At 55.5% G+C, this 26,538-nt stretch carries 19 protein-coding genes; 8 read left to right on the top strand and 11 right to left on the bottom strand.

The window, feature by feature from the left end; all coding sequences use genetic code 11:
• Positions 1-88: 88 nt before the first annotated feature.
• The 7 genes from asnS to ACAW74_RS28640 all read right to left on the bottom strand — a co-directional run bounded on the left by asnS (position 89) and on the right by ACAW74_RS28640 (position 12,837).
• On the bottom strand, positions 89-1,555 hold the full coding sequence (gene asnS / locus ACAW74_RS28670) for an asparagine--tRNA ligase (RefSeq protein ID WP_370701653.1): 1,467 nt from the start codon (positions 1,553-1,555) through the stop codon (positions 89-91).
• Positions 1,556-1,703: 148 nt separating this feature from the next.
• Entirely contained in the window at positions 1,704-3,119 is a 1,416-nt protein-coding gene (locus ACAW74_RS28665) for a TolC family protein (RefSeq protein WP_370701652.1), read from the bottom strand.
• Positions 3,112-6,297, bottom strand: coding sequence for an efflux RND transporter permease subunit (locus ACAW74_RS28660; protein WP_370701651.1), 3,186 nt, complete (start codon positions 6,295-6,297; stop codon positions 3,112-3,114). The genes ACAW74_RS28665 and ACAW74_RS28660 overlap by 8 nt, the downstream gene beginning before the upstream one ends.
• Positions 6,298-6,445: 148 nt before the next feature.
• The gene (locus ACAW74_RS28655; RefSeq protein ID WP_370701650.1) at positions 6,446-7,522 is read right to left on the bottom strand and encodes an efflux RND transporter periplasmic adaptor subunit; all 1,077 of its coding nucleotides are present in this window, start codon (positions 7,520-7,522) and stop codon (positions 6,446-6,448) included.
• 746 nt (positions 7,523-8,268) lie between these two features.
• Positions 8,269-10,560: a GH92 family glycosyl hydrolase gene (locus ACAW74_RS28650; RefSeq protein ID WP_370701649.1), complete on the bottom strand. Its 2,292-nt coding sequence runs from the start codon at positions 10,558-10,560 to the stop codon at positions 8,269-8,271.
• 105 nt (positions 10,561-10,665) lie between these two features.
• On the bottom strand, positions 10,666-11,871 hold the full coding sequence (gene kbl / locus ACAW74_RS28645; protein WP_370701648.1) for a glycine C-acetyltransferase: 1,206 nt from the start codon (positions 11,869-11,871) through the stop codon (positions 10,666-10,668).
• Positions 11,872-11,877: 6 nt separating this feature from the next.
• Complete coding sequence (locus tag ACAW74_RS28640) at positions 11,878-12,837, bottom strand: NAD-dependent epimerase/dehydratase family protein (protein ID WP_370701647.1); 960 nt, start codon at positions 12,835-12,837, stop codon at positions 11,878-11,880.
• A gap of 221 nt (positions 12,838-13,058) precedes the next feature.
• On the opposite strand from ACAW74_RS28640, the gene ACAW74_RS28635 reads away from it, so the two are divergent.
• Positions 13,059-13,523 carry an Lrp/AsnC family transcriptional regulator gene (locus ACAW74_RS28635; RefSeq protein ID WP_370701646.1) on the top strand — a complete coding sequence of 155 codons (465 nt, stop codon included), beginning with the start codon at positions 13,059-13,061 and terminating at the stop codon, positions 13,521-13,523.
• Positions 13,524-13,625: 102 nt separating this feature from the next.
• Here the strand turns inward: ACAW74_RS28635 and ACAW74_RS28630 are convergent, their stop codons facing one another.
• Positions 13,626-15,251: a RagB/SusD family nutrient uptake outer membrane protein gene (locus tag ACAW74_RS28630; protein ID WP_370701645.1), complete on the bottom strand. Its 1,626-nt coding sequence runs from the start codon at positions 15,249-15,251 to the stop codon at positions 13,626-13,628.
• Positions 15,252-15,262: 11 nt separating this feature from the next.
• Positions 15,263-18,343 carry a SusC/RagA family TonB-linked outer membrane protein gene (locus ACAW74_RS28625; RefSeq protein ID WP_370701644.1) on the bottom strand — a complete coding sequence of 1,027 codons (3,081 nt, stop codon included), beginning with the start codon at positions 18,341-18,343 and terminating at the stop codon, positions 15,263-15,265.
• A 508-nt stretch (positions 18,344-18,851) separates the two neighbouring features.
• Between ACAW74_RS28625 and ACAW74_RS28620 the strand changes: the two genes are divergently transcribed.
• The 4 genes from ACAW74_RS28620 (at position 18,852) to ACAW74_RS28605 (ending at position 20,712) form a co-directional block, all read left to right on the top strand.
• A complete protein-coding gene (locus tag ACAW74_RS28620) occupies positions 18,852-19,418 on the top strand; it encodes an RNA polymerase sigma factor (RefSeq protein WP_370701643.1) in 567 nt (188 codons plus the stop codon).
• A 4-nt stretch (positions 19,419-19,422) separates the two neighbouring features.
• Positions 19,423-19,740, top strand: coding sequence for a hypothetical protein (locus ACAW74_RS28615; protein WP_370701642.1), 318 nt, complete (start codon positions 19,423-19,425; stop codon positions 19,738-19,740).
• Positions 19,741-19,919: 179 nt separating this feature from the next.
• Positions 19,920-20,231: a hypothetical protein gene (locus ACAW74_RS28610; protein WP_370701641.1), complete on the top strand. Its 312-nt coding sequence runs from the start codon at positions 19,920-19,922 to the stop codon at positions 20,229-20,231.
• A 76-nt stretch (positions 20,232-20,307) separates the two neighbouring features.
• Positions 20,308-20,712 (top strand): Hsp20/alpha crystallin family protein, encoded by a 405-nt coding sequence (locus tag ACAW74_RS28605; protein ID WP_370701640.1) that lies wholly within the window; start codon positions 20,308-20,310, stop codon positions 20,710-20,712.
• 107 nt (positions 20,713-20,819) lie between these two features.
• Here the strand turns inward: ACAW74_RS28605 and ACAW74_RS28600 are convergent, their stop codons facing one another.
• Both ACAW74_RS28600 and ACAW74_RS28595 read right to left on the bottom strand, forming a co-directional pair.
• A complete protein-coding gene (locus ACAW74_RS28600) occupies positions 20,820-21,671 on the bottom strand; it encodes a YitT family protein (RefSeq protein WP_370701639.1) in 852 nt (283 codons plus the stop codon).
• Between the two features lie 69 nt (positions 21,672-21,740).
• Positions 21,741-22,688 (bottom strand): phosphatase domain-containing protein, encoded by a 948-nt coding sequence (locus ACAW74_RS28595; RefSeq protein WP_370701638.1) that lies wholly within the window; start codon positions 22,686-22,688, stop codon positions 21,741-21,743.
• A 75-nt stretch (positions 22,689-22,763) separates the two neighbouring features.
• On the opposite strand from ACAW74_RS28595, the gene ACAW74_RS28590 reads away from it, so the two are divergent.
• From ACAW74_RS28590 to ACAW74_RS28580, 3 genes are all read left to right on the top strand, one after another.
• Positions 22,764-23,306, top strand: coding sequence for a hypothetical protein (locus tag ACAW74_RS28590; RefSeq protein WP_370701637.1), 543 nt, complete (start codon positions 22,764-22,766; stop codon positions 23,304-23,306).
• A gap of 188 nt (positions 23,307-23,494) precedes the next feature.
• Complete coding sequence (gene pgi / locus ACAW74_RS28585) at positions 23,495-25,159, top strand: glucose-6-phosphate isomerase (RefSeq protein ID WP_370701636.1); 1,665 nt, start codon at positions 23,495-23,497, stop codon at positions 25,157-25,159.
• An 80-nt stretch (positions 25,160-25,239) separates the two neighbouring features.
• The gene (locus tag ACAW74_RS28580; protein WP_370701635.1) at positions 25,240-26,358 is read left to right on the top strand and encodes a porin family protein; all 1,119 of its coding nucleotides are present in this window, start codon (positions 25,240-25,242) and stop codon (positions 26,356-26,358) included.
• Positions 26,359-26,538 lie beyond the last annotated feature (180 nt).

The raw sequence follows: 26,538 nt of genomic DNA, 5'->3' as shown, positions 1-26,538 counted from the left end.
GCAAAGGCCGCGAAGTGTTCTTCTTTTTGTAAGAAGGAAATACTTCGCGGCCTTTGCGATTCCCGTTGCGCCTTCGCTTTCAAAAACCTTAAAACTCAGCGGATTTGGGAGTACGGGGGAAGGGAATCACGTCGCGGATGTTGCCCATGCCCGTTACGAACAGCACCAGCCGTTCGAAACCCAGCCCGAAACCGGCGTGGGGTGCCGAACCAAACCGGCGCGTATCCAGATACCACCAGATGGCTTCGGGTTCGATACCCACTTCCTGCATCCGGGCGGTGAGTTTGTCCAGATTGTCTTCCCGCTGCGAACCACCGATGATTTCGCCGATGCCGGGAAACAGCACGTCCATCGCCCGAACGGTTGGGCCAAATACGTCGCCACGATCGTTGGTGGCGGGCGCGTCGTCCTGCTTCATGTAGAACGCCTTGATTTCCCGTGGGTAGTTGGTCAGAATCACCGGTTTCTTGAAGTGCTTCTCGACCAGATACCGCTCGTGTTCTGATTGCAGATCGATCCCCCAGCTTACTTCATACTGGAATTGCCCTTTCTTGGCTGGTTTTGAGTTGCGCAGAATCTCGACGGCCTGCGTGTAGGTGAGCCGCTCGAAGTCGTTGTCGACCACAAAACGCAGCTTGTCGAGCAGGCCCATCTCGCTCTGCTCTTCCTTTTTCTTCGTTTTCTCTTCCTCCTTCAACCGGTTGTCGAGGAAAGCCAGATCGTCGGCGCAGTGATCGAGCGCGTATTGAATCACCGACTTCACGAAGTCCTCGGCCAGATTCATATTGTCTTCCAACTCGAAAAACGCCATCTCCGGCTCGATCATCCAGAACTCGGCGAGGTGGCGGGTGGTGTTCGAGTTTTCGGCGCGGAACGTTGGTCCGAACGTATAAATCTTGCCCAGCGCTAAGGCTCCTAGTTCGCCTTCCAACTGCCCCGATACCGTCAGGTTGGTTTCGCGCCCGAAGAAATCCTGGCTGTAGTCGATTTTTCCATCCTCAGTCTTGGGTGGGTTGATCGGGTCGAGCGTCGACACGCGGAACATCTCACCAGCACCTTCGGCATCCGATGCCGTGATGATGGGCGTGTTGAGGTAGTAAAAGCCGTTGTCGTTGTAGTACTTATGTACCGCAAAAGCCAGTGCGTGACGTACCCGCAGAATAGCGCTGAACGTGTTGGTCCGGGGCCGCAGGTGCGCAATCTCGCGCAGGAACTCGAGCGAGTGCCGTTTGGGTTGCAGCGGGTATTTCTCAGGGTCGGCCGGGCCGTAGATATGCACGTCGGCAATTTTGACTTCCACCGCCTGCCCCGCACCCTGCGAGGCAACCAGCTCACCCATGATAGCTACGCAGGCCCCGGTTGTGATAAGGCGGAGCGTTTCGTCGGGCAGTTGACCCGCTTCGGCCACGGCCTGAATCGTATGAATGGTAGAGCCGTCGTTGATGGCGATGAAGACGGCATTTTTGCTTTCGCGCTTGGTACGTACCCAGCCTTTCACCGTCACGGTCTGGCCAGGTTCCGTCTGAAGCAGTTGCTTGACAGGTAGGTAACTCATAGCCACAAAGGTACGTGGTTAGGAGAAACGGTCATTTGGCTGCGCCGTCATTAAATAGTCATTCGTTGCCGTTCGCCGTGATTTTTTGCACAACGAATGACAACGAATGACAACGAATGACAACGAATGACAACGAATGACAACAATGCTAATTCCAGCCGCCGCCTAGCGCACGGTACACGGCAACGGTAGCCGCCAGTTGCTGCATGCGGGTTTCGACCAGTTGCAGGCGCGACTCCTGGGCGTCGCGTTGCGTAAGCAGCACTTCCATGTAATCGGCGCGGGCCGAGCGGAACAGGCTGTTGGATATGCTGATCGACTGGGTCAGCGCCTGCACTTCCTTCTCCTTTCGCTCATAGCTCTTACCCAGATTGTCGATCCGCGATAGCTGATTGGTTACCTCCGTAAAGGCGTTCAGCACGGTTCGTTCATACTGATAAACGGCCTGCAATTGCTTGGCGGTGGCGGTGTTATACGTTGCCCGAATACCGTTCTTGTTCACGATCGGTCCAACCAGATCGCCCGCCAGTGACGAGAGCATCGACGCCGGGTTGAACAGATACCCCGGTGTGAAGGCATTCAGACCTAAGGCTGCCGATAGCCGGAGCGACGGATAAAAGTTTGCCTGTGCCGATTTTACGTCCAGCTTCGCGGCTACCAGGTTCAGTTCGGCCTGCCGGATGTCGGGGCGGTTGGCCAGCAGTTGCGACGGCAGGCCCGTGGCGACTGTCGGTAGTGCTGTCCCACTGAAGGCCGCCACGTTGCGGGCTACCGGCTGCGGATAACGACCTACCAGAAAATTGATCCGGTTTTCGGTTTCGATGATCCGCTGCTGAATATCGAACTGGATGCTTTGGGTGTTCAGCACTTGCGCTTCGAACCGGCGAACGGCCAACTCGGTCACCTTGGCGGCTTCTTTCTCCTGCCGGATAATCGACAGCACGTTGTTTTGCACCTCGATGTTTTGCCGAACGATCGCCAGCTGACTATCAAGGGACAGCAGTTCGTAATACGACGTGGCAATCTCGGCAATCAGGTTGGTGACCATAAAATTCCGGCCTTCCACCGACGCCAGATACCGGTTCACGGCGGCTTGCTTGGCGTTCCGTAGCTTGTGCCAGATATCGACTTCCCACGTGGCAAACGCGCTGATCAGGAAATCGGGCAGGGGCTCCGGCGTTTCCCGGTCCGGGGCAATGTTGATGTTCTTTTCCAGCGCGCCAATGTTGGTATACCGGCCCACTTTATCGACCCCGGCGCCACCGCGAACGCCCACAAACGGCCTGTATTCACCTTGGCGAGCCAGTACTTCATTCTGGGAAATGGCAATCTCCTGCAACGTGATGTTCAGTTCCTGGTTATTAAGCAGGGCCGTGTCGATCAGGTTGCGCAGGTTCTGGTCGGGAAAGAAATCCTGCCATTTCACCCGCGCTGTGTTGGTGGTGTCCGACGTGTAGTTGTATTTGCCCGGAACGCCCCGGTTTTCGTCTCGGATGGTGGTCTGGGGGGCTTTGCAGGCCCCAACGGCCAGCAACATACCCCCCACAACCAGTCCTTTATGCATGATCTGTTTCCTCCACATAGTGCGGCTCAATGGCTTCAGTTAATGGTGATTCATCTTCATCCCGGATCATTTTGCGGCCGTCGGCCAATGACCCAAAGATGTAATAGAGGCCGGGGATGATGATGACCCCGAAAATGGTACCGAACAGCATGCCGCCCATGGCCGAAGCCCCGATGGTGCGGTTACCAATCGCGCCTGCTCCCTTGGCGAGAATCAGCGGGATAAGCCCGGCGACGAACGCAAAGGAGGTCATCAGGATCGGGCGGAAACGTACTTTGGCCCCTTCAATCGCCGCGTTCAGAATCGTCTCGCCCTGCTGTCGTTTCTGCACGGCAAACTCCACGATCAGTACGGCGTTTTTACCCAGCAGACCCACCAGCATGATCAGACCAATCTGCGCGTAGATGTTGTTTTCCAGCCCCATCAGCTTCAGCAGCAGGAACGAGCCGAAGACCCCAACCGGTAGCGAGAACACAACCGCCAGCGGAATGATGAAGCTCTCATACTGGGCGGCCAGTACCATGTATACGAAGGCCAGTACGATCAGGAAGACGTAGAGCGACTCATTACCCCGAATCGATTCGTCGTATGATAACCCCTCGAAGGCAATGTCATAGCCTTTGGGCAGCGTCGTGGCGGCTACTTCCCGGATCGCCGCAATGGCGTCGGCTGTGGTGTAGCCTTTTGCCGGAAGTCCCTGGATGGCCGCTGAGTTGTACAGGTTGAAACGGGTAATCTCGTTGGGCCCCTGCCCTTTCTTCAGCTTCATGAACGACGAGTAAGGCACCATTTCGCCTTCATCATTCTTGACGAACAGCTTCAGTAGATCAGACGGCAACCGCCGGAAACTGGGGTCCGACTGTACGTACACTTTAAAGAACTGGTTGAACTTAATGAAACCCTGTTCGTAGGTACTCCCGATCATAATGTTCAGGTTGTCCATCGCCTTCCCGATCGATACGCCTTTCTGCATAGCCAGGTTGTTGTCGATCTCCAGTTCGTACTGCGGATAGTTGGCCGCGAAAAAGGTGAACAGACCCGTCAGCTCAGGGCGCTTGGCCAGGTTGTCCATGAACTGCTTGTTGATCTTGTCGAACTCGCTGTAGTCGGTATCTGTGTTTTTGTCGAGCAGACGCATCGAGAAACCGCCCGACGTACCGAAGCCAGGAATCGCCGGTGGTTCAAAGAATTCGACGGTCGCGCCCAGGTTCCGTGATTTCTCCTCCAACTCTTCCATGATCTCCTTCACGTTCTTGTCGCGCTCCGACCAGGGCTTTAGGTTGATCAGACACGTACCTGCGTTGGAACCCCGGCCTTCGGTCATGATTTCGTAGCCAGCCAGCGACGAGATCGACTCGATACCCGGTACTTCTTCGCAAATCTTCTGGAGATTCCGGGACACCTGATTGGTCTTTTCGAGGGTCGAACCCGGCGGTGTCTGAATGATGGCGTAGATCGTACTCTGATCTTCGTTCGGGATGAAGCCTGCGGGCAGAATCTTGTTCACAAACACGATACCCGCGCAGAAACCGACCAGCACGGCAAACGTTACGAAGCGCCGGTTGACGATCAGTCGCAGCAGGCCCACATACCAGCCGGTCATTTTGTCGAAGCCCCGGTTGAAGCGATCGATGGCCCGGCTCAGGATATTCTTTTTGGGCGGATGGCCGTGGTGGTTTTTTAGCAGCATGGCGCACAACACCGGTGTCAGCGTCAGAGCGATGATAGCCGAAATCACAATCGAGCTAGCCATGGTGATCGAGAACTGCCGGTAGAACGTACCCACAGGGCCCGACATGAACGAGATCGGCAGGAATACCGACACCATCACGAGGGTAATGGCGATGATGGCCCCGCTGATTTCGCCGAGTACTTCCCGAACGGCACCAAAGGGCGATAGCTTCGGTTTTTCCTCCATCTTGGCGTGTACGGCTTCCACCACCACAATGGCGTCATCGACCACGATACCGATAGCCAATACCAGGGCGAAGAGCGTAATGAGGTTGATCGACAGCCCGAATCCCTGAATTACAAAGAAGGCCCCGATCAACGATACCGGCACGGCCAGAATCGGGATGAGCGTAGAGCGCCAGTCGCCCAGGAAGATGAACACCACCAGGGCCACCAGAATAAAGGCGTCGCGCAGCGTATCGATTACCTGCTCGATCGACGCGTCCAGGAAGTTGGATACGTCGTAGCTGATTTTGTAATCGACGCCCGGCGGGAAAGACGCTTTCATCACCTCGAGCTTCTCTTTCACCTCGTCGATTACGTCGCTGGCGTTACTGCCGTAGTTCTGGCGTAAGACAATGGCCGCCGAAGCGTGGCCGTCGAGGTTCGAGTAAATGTCGAAGAATTCGCTACCTAGTTCAACATGGGCAATGTCTTTCAAGTGAATGCTTTCCCCGGCCGAATTGGCCCGAACAATGATGTTTTCGTACTCTTCCGGTTTGTTATACCGCCCTTTGTAGGTCAGCACGTATTCCAGCGACTGCGCCGCGATACCCGAGCTTTGCCCGATCCGGCCCGGCCGGCCGATGATACTCTGTTCCCCAATGGCCTTCATCACCTCCTCCGTCGAGATGTTGTAGGCCCGCATCCGGTCAGGGTTGAGCCACACGCGCATAGCGTAACGGCGGCTACCCAGAATCTGCGCCCGGGCAATCCCTTTCGTCCGCTGGATTTCAGGGATCATCTTCACCGTGGCGTAGTTGAACAGGAATTTTTCGTCAATGCTTTTATTCGTCGAATAGAGGTTGACATACATCAGCATACTCGGCTGGATGGGCGTGATCACAACCCCTTCGCGCTGTACCAGTTCAGGTAGCAGTGGCATCACCTGATCGACCCGCGTTTTCACCCGGATAACGGCGTCGTTGGGGTCGGTGCCCGGCTCAAAAATGATCCGGAGGGTAGCTTCACCAGCGCTGGTGGCGTCGGTGGCGATGTAGCGCATATCCTGCACCCCGTTGATGGCCTGCTCCAGCGTAATCAGCGTGGATTTGACCAGTACGTCGGCGCTGGAACCGGGGTAGGCGATGAAGATATTGACCGTGGTCGGCGCAATATCGGGAAACTGCGAAATCGGTAATTTCTTAATAGCCAGTACGCCGATAAAGACGATCATGATCGAGATCACAATCGCGAATACGGGCCTGCGTATGAATTTAGCAAACATAGTTTCTCGTTAATAATGTACGATGAACAATGAATAATGTACAATAGGGAATGAACGATACAGGATAAATGGGATACACTGGGAAATCATTAGTCACGATACGCCACCCATTGTACAGTGTCCACTAGTCATTGTACATCAGTTCTTTCTACTCGGCATACAGGTCCAGATTGGCGATGACAGAGGCAGGCTGCTCAAACTTGTAGTGTATCTTTTCGTTCTCTTTCACCTGACGCAGGCCTTCCAGCAGGATCTTGTCGTCTTTCTTCAGGCCGTCTTTTACGATGAAAATGTGGGGCAGTTCAGCCGCTATGCTGATCTCCCGCGACCGGATTACACCTTTGCTGTCGACCACGTAGACGTACTTCTTTTCCAGTACCTCGAAGGTGGCTTTTTGCGGAATAATCAGCGCCTTCTTGAGCGGCACCGTCATCTCGATGCTGCCCGTTTCGCCGTGGCGCAGCAGGCCTTTGGGGTTGGGAAAGGTGGCCCGGAAAGCGATGTTACCTGTCTCGTTGTTAAAATCGGCTTCGATCGTCTCCACCACGCCGGGGTAGGGGAACCGCTCGTTGTTGGCCATCAACAGGTGAACGTTCTGCGGACCGTTGGCGTGGGTTTTGAAGTTGAGGTACTCAGCTTCAGGTACGTTGAAATACACCCACATCTTGCTGTTGTCCGACAGCGTTGTGAGCAGATCGCCTTCTTCGACCATACTGCCCTGACGTACCCGGAACTGATCCATGAACCCGTTGAAGGGGGCCTTAATCGTCGTGAATTGCAGGTGGGTTTTGGCCAGATTCACTTCGGCTTTGGCCTTGTCGAACTTGGCTTTCGATAGGGCCAGCTCGTTCTTCGACACGATATTGCTGTCGGCCAGGCGTTTGGTATTGCGGTACTCGATATCGACGTAGTTGGCTTCGGCTTCCGACTTTTGCAACTCGGCCTGATAAACGATTGGCATAATCTGGAACATCAACTGCCCCTGCCTGACGGCCTGCCCTTCATCGACGAAAATCTTTTGCAGATACCCTTTTTCCAGCGCGCGTAGTTCAATGTGTTGAATGGCGTGAATCTGTGACACATACTCTTTGGTCACTACGGTGTCTTTCAGCAAGGGGCTGGTTACCCGGAAGCTGACCTCTTCTTCTTTCTTTTCTTCTTTTTTTTCGCAGCTTGCCAGGCCCAGAAAACCAAACAAACTAATAAGCACGAGTACTCGATTCATGGTGTTTTATTGTTTACGGGGAGCGTTAATAGCCGTAGTGAAAGGGGATATTCAGGTACGTAGTGTACTGGTAAAGACCGATGCCTGATCTACGAATAGATGCAGGACGTTGTAAGTAATTGATAGTAAAGGGAGTGAGCCTGCTTGTTGAGGCTGAAGCCAGAACCACGGAACTGGCCATAAACGCTAGTGTGGGGGCGGCGCTTCGGCTTTAATGGCTGAGTAACTCGACCGGGCTAAGCCGGAACTAACGGACCAAACGAGCAGGCGGGGCATTGATGCACAGGCTGGCATCAGTCCAAAACCGTAGCGCGAAAAAGAGGGCGAAGTTTGGCGTTGCATAGCGTGTGTCTGTCTTAAGAGACACAAAACACCACCCGCGACATTAAAACGGGGTAAGAAAGACATTAGAATACAATGGAAATGTTTTAAAGCACCCCCGTAGCATTTAGTCTAGTGAAGATTTGGTCTATGAAAATTTATATTTATTGTTTTTAAGGTTCAACTGGTTTGGCGGGGTGTATTAAAGGATTAGCAGGCCAATGGCTTCAGTCAGCAAGCGGGCGTGCCTGTCACGAGCATGTATATATAAAAAGTTGACAGACAGGAGGAAAGTCTGCTTAGTTTGCTGCCCTTCGACTACCTGAAAACGGCAACGGCGCCACGCAGCGGTTGAGGGTATTGGACCGTCAATCGCTGCATGGCGCCGTGCGTAAAGGGAGGGCTTATGAGAACCCGTTTTTAGCTTACTTCTGGGTCGAGAATGAGTAGGGGAAATCGGTGGGCTGAGTGCCCCGCTGCTGATTCGGCTTAGGGGTCATGGTGGCGTTAATGACGGCCCCATTGAGCAGTTCGCGGTGGCTGAGCCAGTTTTTATTGTAAGGCTTGCCGTTCACCGTCAACTGACCGATGTAGCGGTTCTGATCGCTGTTGGCCGGTGCGTTGATCACGATTTTCTTACCGCTTTCGAGCGTGGCCGTTACCTTTTTGAACAGCGGTGCGCCCAGCACGTACTGATCGGAAGCGGGGCAAACGGGGTAGAAGCCCATCGCCGTAAACACGTACCAGGCCGAGGTCTGGCCGTTGTCTTCGTCACCGCAGTAGCCATCGGGTGTGGGCAGGTACATTCGGTTCAGCACCTCGCGGAGCCAGTATTGCGCCTTCCAGGGCTCGCCAGCGTAGTTGTAGAGGTAAATCATGTGCTGAATGGGCTGGTTGCCGTGGGCGTATTGGCCCATATTGGCAATCTGCATCTCCCGAATCTCGTGGATGACGCCGCCGTAGTAACTTTCGTCGTATACCGGTGGCATCGTGAAAACCGAGTCGAGTTTAGCCACGAACTTCTGCCGACCACCCATCAGATCGACCAGGCCCTGCACGTCGTGGAATACCGACCAGGTGTAGTGCCAACTGTTGCCCTCGGTGAAGGCATCGCCCCATTTGAACGGGTTGAACGGCGTCTGGAACTGCCCGTCTTTGTTTTTACCACGCATCAGGCCCGTTTGTTTGTCGAACAGATTGCGGTAGTTCTGGCAACGTTTGGCAAAGCGGTCAATCTCGGCCTGCGGACGTTTCAGGGCTTTGGCGAGTTGGTAAATGGCAAAATCATCGTAGGCGTATTCGAGGGTACGGGCGGCGTTTTCGTTGATTTTTACATCGTACGGGACGTACCCAAGCGTATTGTAATACTGCGCGCCCCGGCGACCAACGGCGTCCATTGGGCCTTCGTTTTCTGAGTTTTTCAGCAGGGCCTCATACAGCGCGTTGATGTCGTAACCCCGCGCCCCCTTCAGATACGCTTCAGCCACAATCGACGCTGAATTGGAGCCGACCATCACGTTGCGCAGGCCGGGGCTAGCCCACTCGGGCAACCAGCCACCTTCTTTGTAAGCGTTGGCAAGCCCTTCCTGCATCTGGGCGTTCAGTGACGGGTACATAAGGTTCAGGAACGGAAACATCGACCGGAACGTGTCCCAGAAGCCCGTGTCGGTAAACATATAGCCGGGACGTACCTCGCCGTTGTAGGGGCTGTAATGCACCACCTTGCCATCGGCAGCATATTCATAAAACTTACGCGGAAACAACAGCGACCGGTACAGGCACGAGTAGAACGTCTGCAATTGCGCCAGCGACCCACCTTCGACCTGAATCCGGTTCAGTTCTTTGTTCCAGGCGTTTTTGGCCTTTTGCTTGACCAGCTCAAACGAGTCGGAGCCCAGCTCGCCCAGGTTACGGTCGGCCTGCTCGGCGCTGATAAACGACGACGCTACCCGAACGTGGACCTGCTCGCCTTTCTGCGTGCGGAAACCCACTACCGCCCCGGCATGGTCGGCCTGGAGTTCGAGGGTGTCTTTGGCGAGTGTTTTGCCGTGCCAGGCCTGCGCTATCGAAAAAGGCTTGTCGAACACCAGCACAAAGTAATTCTTGAAGTTTTTGGGCACGCCGCCGCTGTTGCGGGTGGTGTAGCCGATCACTTTGCGCTGACCCGGAATGACCTTGACGTATGAGCCTTTGTCGAAGGCATCGATCAGCACGTAGGCGCTGTCGGTTTTGGGAAACGTAAACCGGAAACTGGCGGCCCGCTCGGTTGGAGCAATCTCGGTCGTTACGTTGTGGTCGGCGAGGTAAACGCTGTAATAGTAAGGCTTTACCACTTCGGCTTTATGCGAAAACCAGCTGGCGCGGTCGTCTTCGTTGAGGCGCAGCTTACCCGTGATGGGCATGATCGAAAACTGACCGTAATCGTTCATCCAGGGCGAAGGCTGGTGCGTCTGCTTGAAGCCCCGAATCTTGTCGGCTGCGTAGGTGTAAGCCCATCCGTTCCCCATTTTGCCGGTTTGCGGCATCCAGAAATTCATGCCCCAGGGCAGGGCAATGGCTGGGTACGTGTTGCCGTTCGAGAGGCTGGGTTTGGAGTCGGTGCCGATGAGCGGATTCACCAGATCGGCTCGGTCGGGGGCGGGGTTGGCAGTGGGTTGGGCGTAGGCACCCGTCAGGGTAAGAGCTGCCAGCAAAGCGCAGCGTAGTGGGTTAAGCATATAGGGAAAAAGAGGGTTTAAAGTTGGCTGTTTAGGGGTTGATGTTGGCTGGCGCGTCTTACTCGGGCGCCAGCCAACATCAACCCCTAAACAGCCAACTTTAAACTAGTTATTGACTGGTTCAGAAATCACGCCCAGTTCCTGACCGACGCGGGTAAAGGCGTCGACCGCCTGCTGGATGTGCTCCGGTTCGTGTCCGGCCGAAATCTGCACCCGGATACGGGCTTTGCCCTGCGGCACGACCGGATAGAAGAAGCCGATGACATAGATGCCTTCTTCGAGCAGGCGAGCGGCAAATTGCTGAGCTAATGGCGCATCGTACAGCATGATGGGCACGATGGGGTGCTCGCCAGGAATGATGTCGAATCCGGCGGCGGTCATGGCCTCGCGGAAGTGGCGCGTGTTGGTTTCGAGCTTATCGCGCAAGGCCGTCGACGATTCCAGCAGGTCGAGTACCCGCAACGAAGCCCCCACGATTGCCGGGGCCAGCGTATTGGAGAAAAGGTAAGGCCGCGACCGTTGCCGCAACAGCGCCACAATCTCCTTACTCGCCGCCGTGAACCCACCCGACGCCCCACCGAGGGCTTTGCCATACGTACCTGTGATGATGTCGATGCGGCCGAAGACGTTGCGGTGTTCGGGCGTACCCCGGCCGGTTCTACCCAGGAAACCGCTGGCGTGGCATTCATCGACCATCACCAGCGCGTTGTGCTGATCGGCCAGATCACAGATTTTGTCGAGTTGGGCAATGGTGCCATCCATCGAGAAAGCGCCGTCGGTAACGATCAGGATCCGGCGCGAACCGGCGGCCGCCTGCAACTGTGCTTCCAGGTCGGCCATGTCGTTGTGTTTGTAGCGGAACCGCTTGGCTTTACACAGCCGGATACCGTCGATGATCGAGGCGTGGTTCAGTTCGTCGGAAATAACGGCGTCGCTTTCGTTGAGCAGCGGTTCAAACACGCCCCCGTTGGCGTCGAAGGCGGCGGCGTAGAGAATACAGTCTTCGGTGCCTACAAACTCGGCGGTGCGGCGCTCCAATTCCTTATGAATGTCCTGCGTGCCGCAGATGAATCGCACCGACGACATCCCGAAGCCGTGGGTGTCGAGCGTCTCGTGGGCCGCCGCCACCACGTCGGGGTGCGACGACAGGCCGAGGTAGTTATTGGCGCAGAAGTTCAGCACCTCGCGCCCGCCATGAATGGCAATGACCGACGACTGTGGCGAGACAATAATCCGTTCTTTCTTATACAGGCCGGCTTCTTCAATGGCTTGCAACTCGGCTTGCAATTGGTCTTTGATGGTCTGGTTCATAGTCGGTTATGATTCGTGTTGAAGTTGATACATTGGGCTGAGGTTGGCAATCATGGTCGCTGTAATCAACGGCAGATTGTAGGCGGGTTGCCAGCCCCAGTCCTGGCGGGCGGCACTGTCGTCGATGGTGCGGGGCCACGAGTCGGCAATGGCCTGCCGGTAGTCAGGCTTATACCGAATTTGAAAAGTAGGGATATGCACCCGAATGGCGTCGGCGAGCTCAGCGGGCGTAAAACTAACACCCGCCAGATTATACGAGGTGCGCACCGAGAGTTTGTTGGCAGGAGCTTCCATCAGTTCGAGCGTGGCCCGCAGGGCATCGTCCATGTAGATCATGGGCAGCCGGGTATCGGCGCTCAGGAAGCACTCAAACGGGTGTTCCTGGACGGCTTCGTGGAAGATCGTCACGGCGTAATCAGTGGTGCCGCCGCCGGGCATGGTCTCGTAGCTGATGACCCCCGGATACCGCACCGAGCGCACATCCAACCCGTAGCGTTGGTGGTAATAGAGCGACCAGTTTTCGGCGGCTACTTTGCTGATGCCGTAGACCGTCGTGGGGTCCAGATAGGCCGTCTGTGGCGTATCGAAGGCGGGGGCGTGTTGACCAAAGACCGCAATCGAACTGGGCAGAAACACTTTCTGCACGTCGTTGAGCCGGGCTACCTCCAGCACGTTGAGTGCCGTTTGCATATTCAGGTTCCAGGCCCAGACCGGGTTCTGTTCACCTTTCGCCGAGAGGATCGCCGCCAGGTGATAAATCTGGGTGACCTTATACCGTCGTACTACGTCGGTCAGGGCCTGCGCGTCGGTGGCGTCGAGCTGTACGAAGGGGCCGGTTTCGTAGGTCGGGAGCCGGAGGTCGGCGCCGATTACATGGTCAGTGCCGAAGAGGGCCTGAAGGCGGGGCAGCAGAGCGGTGCCAATTTGTCCGTTGGCACCGATAACCAGGCAGGTGTCGTGCTTCATAACTTAAAAAAGTCTGTTGATGAAGGGTGACAGCAACGGCCCAACCCGGCCATTGCTGACGAGTAAGCTTGTGATGAATTTTGCTGTACAAAGTTAATTACACCGCTAAAAGAAGCGAAATTGTTGATCGTAACGGTGAATATTGTGGTACACACTGTAATTGGTCGATAATATCACTGTCTATAAACGTTACCTTCTTTTACAGCAGAAAATTTTTTGGAATGGACCAGTTAGACCAGATTGATCGCACCTTGTTGCGCCTCCTGCAAGAAGACGCCAAGCTGACAACAAAAGAATTAGCCAACCAGTTGGGCCTGACGCTTTCGCCCGTTTACGAGCGGATAAAACGGCTAGAAAACATGGGTGTCATCAAGGGCTACGTGGCGGTACTCGACAAAGCCATGCTTGGTCAGCCCATCACCACCTTCTGCCAGGTGTCGATGCGGTACCACGACAAGGCGTTTATCGAAAAATTTGAGGAGGAAGTGCAGAAACTCCACGAAGTACAGGAGTGCTACCACATGGCCGGTCAGGTCGATTTTCTGCTCAAAATTCACGTACCCAGCCTGCCCGCATACCACGATTTTGTGAAGTACAAACTCTCCGAAATCGAGAACATCGGCGTGCTTAACAGCACCTTCGTGCTAAAGGAAATCAAGCACGAACTGGGGTATCATATTCCGTAGGGGGAGGGTTTAACGTTCAATGTCCAAGGTTCAAGGTGATCGACGCCAGCTTATGCCTGCGCCAACCAACCTTGAACCTTGGACATTGAACGTTGAACTTCCTTACTGCGCCGGGTAACCTGGGTTTTGCTTCAGGTTGGGGTTGGCGGCCAACTGACGCTGCGGAATCGGGAACAGGGTCTTGTTCGGGTCGTTGCTGGGCTGGTGATCCCACCAGCTGTTGGTGGTGAACGCGCCGAAGCGAATCATGTCTGTGCGGCGTTTGCCTTCGAAGACAAACTCACGGCCGCGCTCGGCCAGCAGTTCGGGCAAGGTCAGCGTAGCCGCCGTGTAGGGTACGTAGTCGGCGGTGGCGAAGGCCCGCTGCCGCACGGCGTTCACCAGTTGCAGGGCTTCCGGCGTGGCCGTATTGCCATTTTTCCGCATCAGGGCCTCGGCCTTGTAGAAATAGATGTCGGTGAGGCGATAGATGATCCAGTCGTTGCTCCAATACTTGGCTTCGGTCTGCTGACCGGGCCGGTACTTGTTGAAGCGCGCGCCGCTGTTTTCTTCGCCATCGATCATCGTCGACGAGGTCTTGCCTTCGCTGGCCCGGCGGATTTCCTTCACAAACACCAGTTGCTTGTCGCGGTATTCTTCCGTGCCCAACACCGGCTGCGTGGGATTGGCAGCCTGGAACTGGGGCCCGATCAGAAACCACGTCGATTTACGCAGATCCTTATCGTTGTAGGCGTCGTAGGCGCTCGGGATTACCACCACGCCGTTGTTACCGTTGGCATCGCCGTTGTAGATCAACCGCTGCTGGAAATGGTAGAAGTCGCTGTTCCAGCCGCAGCGCGTGGGCGTTGTCTGGAAATCGTAGGTCAGCTGAAACAGCGCCTCGCGTGAGTTGTCGTTCGTGTTGTTGAACGTGCTGGTCAGGTTGGCATCGAGGGCGGGGGCACCATTGAGGCCACCCGTTGAGCCCGAGATGATTTTGTCGCAGGCGGCGATGCAGTCATCCCAGCGGGCGGTGCCGCTCCAGGTCTGTGCATTCAGGTACAGTTCGGCCAGAATTGAGTAGCCAGCTGCTTTGGTGAGTCGGCCAATCAGGGCTTTGCTCAGGTTGGGCAGTTGGTCGACGCTTTCTTTCAACTCTTTCTCAACGAAAGCAAACACCTCAGCGCGGGGCGCGGTAGGCGGGCTAAGCGGCGTGCCGACGGTTGTTACGATGGGTACGTTGCCGTAGAGGTCCATCAACTTCATATAATGCAGCGCCCGGAACACCCGCAGTTCGGCCGTGAACGCAGCCTTGTCGGTATCGCTTACGCCAATCTGGGCGAAGTTGAGCCGGTTGAAATCGCCCAGTACACTGTTGCAGAAACCAACCCCCGTAAACAGCAGGCTCCAGGGATCCCAGATGTTGTTTTCGGTGAACGCCCAGCTATGGCCATGCAGGCGAATCCACTGGGCATCGTCATAGCCGTGACGGCCTTTCTGCGGCCAAGCCAGTTGGTCGGCTGTGAGCTCATTGAGTCGCCAGTAGCTGTTCTGGGCAGTGGGGGCAATCCAGGCGTTGGCGTGGGTATAAGGACGCAATACGGCCGCCAGCACTTCCTGCCGGTTGTTGTAATACTGATTGGCGTTGATCTGGCTGTAGAGCGTTTCGCTCAGGTCGGTACAACCACTCAGGCCGGTTAGGGTTAGTGTAATGCCGCTGATAAGTAGGGCTTTATGAGAACGTTTCATGGTTGATCAGATTAAAAGCCAATTTGAAGACCTGCGGTGTACGACTGGGTACGTGGGTAGAAACCCCGCCCGTCAATGCCGGGTGCCAGGCCGGTATCGTCGACTTCCGGGTCATTGCCACGGTAGCCCGTGATCGTCAGTAGGTTGCGGCCCGTCAGGTATAGGCGGAAGTTGCGAACGGCTTTTGTTTTGAATTTGAAATTATAACCCAGCGTCACGTTGTCCAGCTTTACGAAATCACCCCGTTCGAGGTAGTAATTCGAATATTGTAGGGCGTCGTTGATCTGGTTGTTGCGTGTAATGGCATCCCGTAGCACGTTATTGGGCAGGTATACTTTGTTGCCGAAGAATACCTGTTGCAGGTTCAGGATGTCATACTTGAACTTACCCCGGAAGAAGAGTGTCAGGTCCAGGTTCTTATACTGGAAGCGGTTGGTCCACGAGGCGTAGTATTTCGGAATCCCGTTACCGATGTATGCGAAATCATCGTTCGGCACAATTTTGTCGGCCGTAACGGCTTCGCCACTCGCTTTGTAGAATAACCACCGGCCTTCGGGCGTAAACCCGGCAAAGCGCTTGCCGTAGAAGCTACCCAGCGGTCCGCCCTCGATCGTGCGGATGGCTGGCCCGAGCGCGCCGAAACCACCAATGTCGCCAAAGTTCAGGAACGTTACTTTGAACACATCGTTCGAGAAGGAAGCCAGCTTGTTCGACTGCGTGCTGGCGATCAGGTCCATGCTCCAGTTGAAGTTGTCACGCTTCATCACCGTGCCTGTTAGCGACAGTTCGACCCCGTTGTTTGCGATCGTCCCTACGTTGGTGAACAGTGTCGACTGGATGTAGGGCGGCAACTGCGTGTTGAAACTACCCAGCAGATCAGTGGTGCGGCGGCTGTATACGTCGAGCGTACCCGTCAGCCGGTTGCCGAAGAGCGCAAAATCAAGCCCCACGTTGAATTCAGCTTTCCGTTCCCAGCGCAGGTTCGGGTTGGGGTTGTTGCTGGGGCCGTAGGTTTGCCGCCATACACCATCATCGTTCAGGTACTGGTTGCCCGTACTGAGCCGCACCAGCGACTGGTAGTTGGGAATACCCTGGTTGCCCGTAACGCCATAACCGGCCCGCAGTTTCAGGCTGTTGACCCACGCCAGATTCTTCATGAAATCTTCCTGACTGATGGTCCAGCCGACTGATGCCGCCGGGAAGTTACCAAACTTGTTGTTGGCCCCGAACCGGCTCGATCCTTCACGCCGCAAGATGAACTGGGCAATGTATTTGTCTTTGTACGAGTAGTTCAGACGACCAAAGAAGGCAACCAGCGTGTTGTCTTCCTTAAAGCTGCTCAGCGATGATTTACCCAGTTGCAGGAAGTTACCCGCGCCCAGGTTATTTTCCTCGAAGATATTGTTGAGGAAGCCACTGTTGCCAGCCGAGAAGTCTTCAACGGTACCATACTGGTAGCTATACCCTGCCAGCGCCCGGATCGTGTGGTCGTTGGCGATAACCCGGCTGTACTCAGCCGTGGGTTCAAACGCGTAGTTGTTCGCGATCCGGTTCCGTTTGTAGGCGTAACCCGTTCCGTTTACCGACGTGCCGTTCAGCGTACCAATCTGCGAAAAGCGCGAGTCGGTGCGGCGGTATTCGTTGTCGTTCCAGCTATCCCGAACGTAGGAGCCGAAGGCCGAGAGCCGCAGGCCATCGATGGGTTCCAGTGTCACACGGGCATCGGCCGAGGTCGTTAGCTGATCGCGCCGGTTTTTCTCCTGCGTCAGACGACCCAGCGGGTTGGTCGTCGAACCCTCTTCGTAAAACGTACCGTTGGGGTTATAGACGGGTTGCGTTGGGTTGCGGCCCAGTGCGTTTTCAAAATCGCCGCCGTTACCGCCGAGCAGGTTGCCTTTGCTCAGGTTAGTTGCCAGGTTAATTTGCGCCGATAGCCGGTCGTTCAACCCACGCTGGAACATGCTCAGGCGCCCCCCGTACTGCTTCCGGTCGTTCTGGAGCGTGATCGGATCAGCGCCGTTGTAGTATATCGATGCCCGGTAGTTGCTCGATGCATTGCCACCCGACAGCGCCATATTGTGGTACTGGCTCAAGTTGCTTTTGTTGATCAGCAGGTTATACCAGTCGGTCGAAGCGCCCAGATCAGTCATCTGCGATGCCTTCGCGTTATTGGGGTCGGCTTTGTAAGCCCGCCACTCGTCGGCGGTCAGGAAGCGCGGCCGGCGGTTGACAACCTCGTGCTGCACATACGTCGAGTAGTCGAAACGGGGTGGGCCAGATTGCCCTTTTTTAGTCGTAATCAGGATAACCCCGGCGTTGGCCCGCGTACCGTAGATAGCCGCTGCCGACCCGTCCTTCAGTACGTCGAACGAGGCAATGTCATCCTGTTGCAGCAGATCCAGGTTGCCGCCCGGAATGCCGTCGATGACGATCAGTGGTGACCGATCCCCGTTGACCGAAACGATACCCCGCAGCTGAATCGAAGCCCCAGCGTTGGGGTTGTTGCCCTGGGTCCGGGTGATGGTCAGACCGGCCACTTTCCCCTGAATCAGGTCGAGTGGGCTGCGTACACCGCCCTGGTTGAAGTCTTCTACTTTCACCGTCGTCACGGCTGAGGTCACTTCGGCGCGGCGCTGTGTACCGTAGCCCACAACCACCACTTCGCTCAGCGATTTAACGTCGGTTTTCAGCGTAACGTCGATAGAACTGCGGTTGTCGATGGCGACTTCCTGGGCCGTGAAGCCAATTGACGACACCACCAACGTACCTGCACCGTCAGGTACGTTCAGCGTAAAAGCCCCGTCGGCGTCGGTGACAGTTCCTGTGCTGGTCGTCCCTTTTACCAGCAGCGTGGCGCCCGGAATGGGTTTGCCCAGCTCATCGAGTACCCGGCCTTTTACGGTGATGGGAGGGACCGGTTCAGCAAACCGATTCGATACCGTGGCGGCGTTGCCTGAACCGAGGTTATGCGCCATCGCTAGTTGATCTCCGGCCATTGCCGCGTTGACCAACAGTGTACCTGGCAACAGGTTGAGTAAAGTTAGTCGTATGACTTTCCCTCCAAAACGATTGGAGAGTAGAAGGTTATTCATACTTTTAAGCAGGTTTTGTTTGAGTAAAATTTGGGCAAAATCGTCCCGTGTCTACTTAAGTGGACAATAGGTTGAGGAACCTGGGGAGTTGCGGAAGTCAGTGGTGTTGCAGCACTGCTGACTTCTTCTTTTTAGTCGTCGATCAGATCATGCAGGCGGAGTTAGAATGAACGTTGAGTTACGGGCAAGCCACCGATGCGGACAGCCTAAACAAGAAAATGGCCCTCGGGCGTACTCGACGGATGGGGGCGTCAATACGTAAATAGGATTAGGGCCGCTTTTAACTCGCCTGATTCCAACTTTTTTTAAAAAATTTAATAACTGGGAATCCGGGCGCCTTGCGCTTGATCTAAAAAAGTGGCTGAGAGCTGCCTTGCTGGGGAGACGTAACTCCTGCGGTGAGCCGCGCGATGCCGTTGATCCGGCCCTGCTGCCACTTAGCGCCAGCTGTAACCAGTACTAACTGGAACGGAGGCGGGCAAAGGACTCCGCTGTGTACATTCGCCCCATGCCCGACCAACCACCCAAACGAACGGTACTGGATACTGTGAAGCAGTACGGTGGGCGGTTGTTTGGCTTTATTCGGGATCGGGTCAGGACGGAGGAAGACGCCGAAGACATTTTACAGGATGTATGGTATCAGTTGAGCCGGGTGGTCGATCTGGAGCAGATCGGCAGCCTGAGCGGGTGGCTCTACGAGGTCGCCCGCAACCGCATTACCGACCGCTACCGACGTACCCGCGAAACGCCTTTTTCCGACGCTGCCCGTGCCGACGATGACGACGACGCAAACCTCTCGCTCGACGATCTGCTGGCCGATACTCAACTGGCTGAGTCGGCCGATGACCCGGCGTTTCGTGACCTGATCTGGGATGAACTGATGAACGCTCTGGCCGAACTGCCCGAGAATCAGCGCACGGTGTTTATCCAAAACGAGCTGGAAGAACAAACGCTACAGGCAATTGCCGATCAGACGGGCGAGAACTTGAAAACGATTATTTCGCGGAAGCGCTACGCTGTGCAGCACCTACGCCGCCGCCTTCAACGACTTTACGACGAACTGTCGAACGACTGACATCATGCACTATAACCGCCGCCGCCGTTTTTTCTGGATTCCTTTTTTTGCGTTGCTTGTTGTCGCGCTGCTGTCGGCGCTGGTGATGTGGCTGTGGAACCACGTACTGGCCGAGGTGGTGGCGGTGCGGCTGGTCACGATCTGGCAGGCGGCCGGACTGTTGCTGCTAAGTCGGCTGCTGTTTGGCGGCTTTCCGGGGCCACGTCGGGGCTGGGGCGGTGGCAATCACCGCTTTGGTGCTCCCTGGCGCGCCAAATGGCAGCAGATGAGCGACGAAGAGAAAGCCCGCTTCAAGGAGCAATGGCGCAAACGGGGAGGGTGATGTTCGTTCAAGGTCCAACGTCCAAGGTTGGCTGACGCGAGTGTAAGCTTGCGTCAGCCAACCTTGGACGTTGGACCTTGAACATTTTTTTCAACTTCTCTAAAGTAATTCCGCGACTTGTGCGTCATCCTCGTTGAAGCCGTTCATACACCCGGCTTTGCAACAAGACAATGAACCGCATGCCTCGTTTTGTGCTGCCCGCCATCGTGCTTGGCGCAGCCCTCGTCGCCTTTCCGTTTTTCTTTCTGCGTCTCGCCCTGTTTGCCCTGATCGTCGGGGGCGCCATTCGCTTCATCCGTCGCCGGGCGTTTGGGGGGGGCAATGTCCCCAGCCGGTGGGGGGGCTGGCAAACGCGCCGTATGGAATTCGCCGACCGCATTCGCCGGATGAGCGACGACGAATATGCCGCTTTCAACCAGCAGCAAACCCAATGGCAGCGCCCCATCGAAACGGAATCGCTCGGGCGGCACCGCGAAGATTTCGTGCTCTAATCAGTGAATGAACAAAGTCAATGAACAACCCCGGTGGGTACGTTCCGTATCTGCCTATCTAAAAACAACTAATACCATGCACGCGCATCATCACCGCCATCAACATGGCAATCACCACCCTTTCGCTCAATTTATTCGTCCCTTTTTTAGTGGAGGCTGGCGTCGGCCCAAATACAACGTACCTATGAACGTTGAAGACCACGCCGATCACTACCGGGTTCTGGTCTATGCGGTCAGTTTCGACAAAGCCGACATCTCGGTGCGGGTTGTCAACGATGAACTGATCATTCAGGGCACCCGCGCCCACGATGCCGCCAATGATCCGGCTTTCCTGTTGCAGGAATACCCGCTGAAATCGTTTGAGCGCACCATTCCGCTCAGCAACCGCGTCGATGCCGCCGGTATTCAGGCCAAGCAGGAAAACGGCGTTCTGATCCTCACCATCCCGAAAAAACCGGAGCAGGTAGTTAATGTAGCGTAAATACAGTGTACAGTTGACAGTATGCAGTATACAGTTTGCTGGCGCCGAGAGAAAAATGCTCCTGCGTTAGTAAACTGTATACTGCATACTGTCAACTGTACACTGTCTTAGTGTAACGGCAGGCTTTTGATCTGGCCACCGTGGACATCATCGACGGGGTATTGGATGAGAAACGCGCTTTCGTCGATATCTAAAATGGTGGTCCGCAGCCGACTGATTTCCAGGCGGGTGACTACCACATACAATACATCGACGGGCTGATCCCGATCACCGCGCTTGCCGTACCCCTGAGCACCTTTCAGGATGGTGACGCCCCAGCCATTTTCGGATACCTTTTCACGAATAGCGATGTACCGATCAGATACGATCAGGATGGCGGTGTACTCTTCGATACCGTGAATGATGTAGTCGATGGTTTTGGAGGCGGCGAAGTAGGTAATCATCGAATAGAGGGCCAATTCGATGGTGAGAAAGAAAGCCGCCGCGCCAAAGATGAACACGTTGAGCAACAGAATGACATCGCTCACTTTCATCGTCGAAACGTTGCGGCTGATAACCAGCGCGGCCACTTCGGTACCGTCGAGCACAGCGCCGCCGCGCATAGACAGGCCAATACCCGCGCCGATAAAAAAGCCCCCAAATAGTGCCGTCAGCAACAAGTCGGGCGTAACATCGGGGAAGGGAACAAACGCCAGGCAGGCCGATAGCCCGGCAATACCCAACGTACTTTTGATCGCAAAAGCCCGCCCGATCTGCCGGTACCCCAGCCAGATAAACGGCAGGTTGATGAGCACGATGCCGACGGCCAGGGGGAGCGGCGTTTGTGACGCCAGCAACATCGAAACGCCGGTGACGCCGCCGTCAATAAATTGGCTCGAAAGCAAAAAGCCTTTCAACCCGAACCCCACACAGAGGATACCTGCCAGAATAAATGCTGCGTCGCGGAAGTGTTTCGTCATAACGTATTGGTTAATAAATCAATAAGGTTTTAACGCCTTACAGGTTGTAGCGGTTTTGGTACTGTTTGATCAAAAATTTCCGTAGTCAACCTGCAAACAGGTCAGGCCGAATTCATGGCGCCACAACGACACCACCTGATCGCGGTCGTCGAGCACAACGTCTACGTAATAACGGCCCTGAATGTGTGCTTCGAACAACTCCCGTTTGATGATCACGTCTTTCCGGTTGTCGTTGGGCGCCCGCATAAACAGGCTATAGTCGGAGCCTTCCTGCCAGCCTATGTGCCGCGCAATCCAGGCAATGGTATCGGCCCGCGCCACGCTGTCGCGACCCGACAAAAAAACGACTGCGTAGCCCGCCGCCCGCAACGCCCGCACCACGCTGATGACGGGTTGCCGGGGTGTGTCGAGGTGCACCTTTGTCCAGTCGAACGGCGACCGGTCTGCCCGGCTGGCGATGGTGCCATCAATATCGACCAGAACACATATAGGTAAGGCGCGATCCTGGGTGAATGGTTCGCGAGTGGGTAAGGGTTGCTGCGGAAATAAGAGCGTCTGGCCCGGATTGAAGTGGCGAAACAGCTCCAGATAGCGGTCATATTGCTCCCGAATGGCGGTAGCCCCCACCACGTCGGGGCGGGCTTTGTCGCGGCGGATGGCTTCGTCGAGCGGTACGTCGAACACCTTGAACGTAACCCGCACAGATCGGTTGCTGACCTGCCTCAGCACGTCGTCGATGTAGGGCTGGCGCAGGTGCGTATTGTCGATAACGAGATTCCAACCCTTGTCGAGGGCGGTTGTCAGGGCCGTTTTTTCCAGCTCCGATACAAGCTCTTCGATCCGGTTGCGGCGTTTGTTGCCCCAGCGCCAGTAATCGTTGAGCGGAACAGGCAGCAGGCTACGCCGGAATTCGTCGCGGCTCAGGCGCAGGTACGTTGGGTCGGCCTGCACCAGTTGGTTGGCGAAGGTCGTTTTGCCGCTGCCGCTGATGCCGATCAGAATCAGAATGTGTTGCATAAAAAAGCAGACAAGGGTTTTCGGGTGGGCCGTAACTTGGCCCAATAACTGGAGAATAAACCAAAAAAGACGGGTATGGGCCTTATCAAACCAATCGGAACCCTCGACCGCAATATGCCAAAAACGGGGCTGGTACGCCTGGCGGCCGACCATGCCCAGCAGATCATCGACAGTGGCCAGTATGATCTGCTGAAGACGTACGTGGAGATGAAACGTTACGAGTTGTACATTAAAACGATCATTGCCCGGCTGAAAAACCACAGTGTGGCGCAGGCGCAGGAACTGCGCGCCATTACGCAGCAACCCCAGCTGGAACCGCTACAGGAAGGAGCAAGTGGGCAGTTTGAGGCGTTACCCGTGCCTACGGCCTCGGCCATTAGCGATACCGACGAGGTAGCCGACGACCCGATTGTGCGCAAAAACGCCATTCATTACAACGCGGGCAGCGTGCAGATCACCCGCCGCACCACCTATGATTTCACGCAGGATGCCGAATGGCAGCGCCTCACCGCCGAAATCGCCGCGCTGAAAGGTCAGTTGAAGCAGCGCGAAGAATACCTGAAAACACTGGACGAAACGCCCGTGCAGGTGCAGGAAAACGTGTCGGTGCGGTTGTAGAGGAATTTACCCCCTGCCCTAAAGGGAGCCTGCTGGCGCCTATGTAGCTATGCGCTGGCAATAAGGTTGCGCCAGCAGCCCCCCCTTCAGGGCGGGGGGGAGATGAATCAGATAAGTGAAGACGGTTATGCTGAAATATCACGGGCTAAAACCCGATATTCGCGGCTCTCCGCTGACCGAATCCAATCATGCTGACGAATCATCCGTTTCTGGCCCTGCCAGCCTACAGCCAACTGAAAGCTCATTTCGAGGCCACCCAACAGCAACACCTCCGCGACCTGTTTGCCGAAAACCCTGACCGGTTCGGCCAGTTTTCGCTCCGTTTCGAGGATATCCTGGTCGACTTTTCAAAGAACCGCGTAACGGCCGAAACCATGACCCTGCTGCGGCAGCTTGCCGAGCAGGCGGGGCTATCCGACGCCATCGACAAAATGTTTGATGGTGATAAAATCAACGGCACCGAAGGTCGGGCCGTGCTGCACGTGGCCCTGCGCAATCGGGCCAACACGCCCATTCTGGTTGATGGTGCCGACGTTATGCCCGAGGTGAACGCTGTGCTCGATCACATGAAAACGTTTACCGAACAGGTACGTTCGGGCGCGTGGAAAGGCTATAGTGGCGAGGCCATCACTGACGTGGTGAACATCGGCATTGGTGGCTCTGACCTGGGGCCGGTGATGGTGACAGAAGCCCTGAAACCCTACGCAGGTACGTTGAAAGTGCACTTCGTGTCGAATGTCGACGGGGCGCACATCTACGAAACGCTGCAACAGGTACGTCCCGAGAGCACGCTGTTCCTGATCGCGTCTAAGACCTTCACCACGCAGGAAACCATGGCCAACGCCAACTCGGCCCGGCAATGGTTTCTGGACAATGGTGGCACAGAAAACGACATCGCCAAGCATTTTGCAGCCCTGTCAACCAATCAGAAAGAAGTGGAAAAATTCGGGATCGACCCGGCCAACATGTTTGGTTTCTGGGATTGGGTTGGTGGCCGCTATTCGCTCTGGTCGGCTATCGGGTTGTCGATTGCCCTCTATATCGGGTTCGACAATTTCGAAGAACTGCTGACCGGCGCCCACGTGATGGATCAACATTTCCAGACGACTCCGCTCGACCAGAATATCCCGGTTACGCTGGCACTGCTGGGTATCTGGTACAACAATTTCTACGGTGCCCAGTCGCAGGCCATTCTGCCCTACGATCAGTACATGCACCGGTTTGCGGCCTACTTCCAGCAGGGCGATATGGAAAGCAACGGCAAATCGGTCGATCGCAACGGTAACCCCGTCGATTACCAGACCGGCCCGATTATTTGGGGCGAACCCGGCACCAACGGCCAACACGCCTTTTATCAGCTCATTCACCAGGGCACCAAGCTCATTCCGTGTGACTTTATTGCCCCCGCCATCAGCCACCGCCCCCTGACCACGCCGCTGGGTGATCACCATACGCTGCTGCTGTCGAACTTCTTCGCGCAGACCGAAGCGCTCATGAACGGCAAGACCGAGGAGGAGGCCGCCGACGAACTGCGCAAGGCAGGTAAAACAGATGAGGAGATTGCTCAGATTGCGCCGTTCAAAGCGTTTTCGGGGAACCGCCCCACCAACTCGATTCTGGTGAAACAGATCACGCCGCGCTCACTCGGTAGCCTGATCGCGATGTACGAACACAAGATTTTTACACAGGGTGTAATTTGGACTATTTTTAGTTTCGATCAGTGGGGCGTGGAATTGGGCAAGCAGCTGGCCAATAAAATTTTGCCTGAGCTTGAGGGGGATACGGTCGTAAGTAGCCACGATAGCTCGACAAACGGACTGATCAACGCATTCAAGCAGATGCGAAAAAACTAAAACATTCTAATAAGTCTGGGGGTTAATGAGGCGTGATTTAGGTCACGCCTTTTTTTCGTTCAACTCAAAACGTTATGAAAATGAATAAGGTACTCTTAGCGGTCGGCATCCTGTCGGCCAGTGTGGCAGTAGGCCAGACAAACAGCACGACCAAGTCGTCGTCTACCACGACGAGCCCATCTACGTCGAACTACAACAGTTCGAACACCAACAACTACAACAGCAGCAATGCTACGTCGTCGGGCTCGAGCTACAGCGGCACATCGGGTTCAATGAGCACCGGAACAACCGGCGCAGGGGCAACGGGTACGACCGGCACGTACAACAGCAACGGTACGTACAACAACTCAACGGCTGTGACCCCATCGGGTAGCAACAACTACAACACGATGGGCACCACCACTACCACGACAAATCCGTCGGGTTCGATGAGCAACGGGACGACGGGCACAACGGGTACGTACAATAGCAACGGCACCTACAACAACTCGACAACGGTAACGCCATCGGGCAGCAGCAATTACAATACGATGGGCACGAGCGGCGCCACCACAACGCCCTCGACCAGCTACGATAGCAATAGCATGAACTCAGGTACGTCGTCGACGAGCACGTACTCAACCCGCACGGCGCCTGATCCGGCTGGCCGCAATGGCTACAACAACTTTGTGTTTGGTATCTACGCCGGTCTGAACGCAACAAGCTTCAAAGGAGAGTCAATCGACGCCGAAAATCCATCGGCTCGTCTGGGCTATCAGGCTGGTTTCTTCGTACGGGGCGGTGGTCGTCTGTTTGGTCAGATCGGTGGTGAATACTTTGCCTCTAGCTCGAACTACTTCCGCGCAGGCAACGGTTCATCAACGCAGGCCGTTCGCGACTACATTAACATTCAGTATATTCAGATACCGGTCTACATCGGTTATAAACTGACCGATTCAGAGCGTGGTAACTCGGCAATCCGGGTGCAGGTGGGTGCTGAATATGCCAACCGCATCAGCTCGAACAGCAATAGCTTCAACCTGAGCAAAGACGAAATCAAAAGTGGTTCGTTCAACGCACTGGGTCAGCTAGGGTTTGATTTTGGTCCGTTCCTGATCGACCTGACCTACCACTATGGCCTAGGCGATGCCGTTCAGATCAACACGTTCCAGGGGTCTAGCCGCCGTATCCTGAGCGCCAGCGTAGGCTTCAAATTCTAAGCCCGTACGGCGTTTTTTAACGAAAAGGCGCAACGCCCACAACGAATTTCTGTAGCCGCAACAGGCTATAAGGCAGTTCGTTGTGGGCGTTGCGCCTTTTCAATGACTGGGTACTTCTGGCACCCTTTTTTTAACAATCTAGCTTACCTATAGGTTGTACTTGTGATTTCAGTACCAACA

This window comes from Fibrella musci (assembly GCF_041321105.1).
GTDB lineage: Bacteria > Bacteroidota > Bacteroidia > Cytophagales > Spirosomataceae > Fibrella > Fibrella musci.
Note: the sequence above shows the minus strand (reverse complement) of the source record. Positions and strands in the feature narration are given on the sequence as shown.

Excerpts from the sequence above, each read along its gene's own strand:
- ACAW74_RS28615 (WP_370701642.1), top strand. The coding sequence starts at position 19,423 with ATGCACTATAACCGCCGCCGCCGTTTTTTCTGGATTCCTTTTTTTGCG.
- ACAW74_RS28650 (WP_370701649.1), bottom strand. The coding sequence starts at position 10,560 with ATGCTTAACCCACTACGCTGCGCTTTGCTGGCAGCTCTTACCCTGACG.
- ACAW74_RS28610 (WP_370701641.1), top strand. The coding sequence starts at position 19,920 with ATGCCTCGTTTTGTGCTGCCCGCCATCGTGCTTGGCGCAGCCCTCGTC.
- ACAW74_RS28655 (WP_370701650.1), bottom strand. The coding sequence starts at position 7,522 with ATGAATCGAGTACTCGTGCTTATTAGTTTGTTTGGTTTTCTGGGCCTG.
- ACAW74_RS28605 (WP_370701640.1), top strand. The coding sequence starts at position 20,308 with ATGCACGCGCATCATCACCGCCATCAACATGGCAATCACCACCCTTTC.
- ACAW74_RS28580 (WP_370701635.1), top strand. The coding sequence starts at position 25,240 with ATGAATAAGGTACTCTTAGCGGTCGGCATCCTGTCGGCCAGTGTGGCA.
- pgi (WP_370701636.1), top strand. The coding sequence starts at position 23,495 with ATGCTGACGAATCATCCGTTTCTGGCCCTGCCAGCCTACAGCCAACTG.
- ACAW74_RS28595 (WP_370701638.1), bottom strand. The coding sequence starts at position 22,688 with ATGCAACACATTCTGATTCTGATCGGCATCAGCGGCAGCGGCAAAACG.
- ACAW74_RS28620 (WP_370701643.1), top strand. The coding sequence starts at position 18,852 with ATGCCCGACCAACCACCCAAACGAACGGTACTGGATACTGTGAAGCAG.
- ACAW74_RS28590 (WP_370701637.1), top strand. The coding sequence starts at position 22,764 with ATGGGCCTTATCAAACCAATCGGAACCCTCGACCGCAATATGCCAAAA.
- ACAW74_RS28635 (WP_370701646.1), top strand. The coding sequence starts at position 13,059 with ATGGACCAGTTAGACCAGATTGATCGCACCTTGTTGCGCCTCCTGCAA.
- ACAW74_RS28600 (WP_370701639.1), bottom strand. The coding sequence starts at position 21,671 with ATGACGAAACACTTCCGCGACGCAGCATTTATTCTGGCAGGTATCCTC.
- ACAW74_RS28630 (WP_370701645.1), bottom strand. The coding sequence starts at position 15,251 with ATGAAACGTTCTCATAAAGCCCTACTTATCAGCGGCATTACACTAACC.
- asnS (WP_370701653.1), bottom strand. The coding sequence starts at position 1,555 with ATGAGTTACCTACCTGTCAAGCAACTGCTTCAGACGGAACCTGGCCAG.
- ACAW74_RS28640 (WP_370701647.1), bottom strand. The coding sequence starts at position 12,837 with ATGAAGCACGACACCTGCCTGGTTATCGGTGCCAACGGACAAATTGGC.
- ACAW74_RS28660 (WP_370701651.1), bottom strand. The coding sequence starts at position 6,297 with ATGTTTGCTAAATTCATACGCAGGCCCGTATTCGCGATTGTGATCTCG.
- ACAW74_RS28625 (WP_370701644.1), bottom strand. The coding sequence starts at position 18,343 with ATGAATAACCTTCTACTCTCCAATCGTTTTGGAGGGAAAGTCATACGA.
- kbl (WP_370701648.1), bottom strand. The coding sequence starts at position 11,871 with ATGAACCAGACCATCAAAGACCAATTGCAAGCCGAGTTGCAAGCCATT.
- ACAW74_RS28665 (WP_370701652.1), bottom strand. The coding sequence starts at position 3,119 with ATGCATAAAGGACTGGTTGTGGGGGGTATGTTGCTGGCCGTTGGGGCC.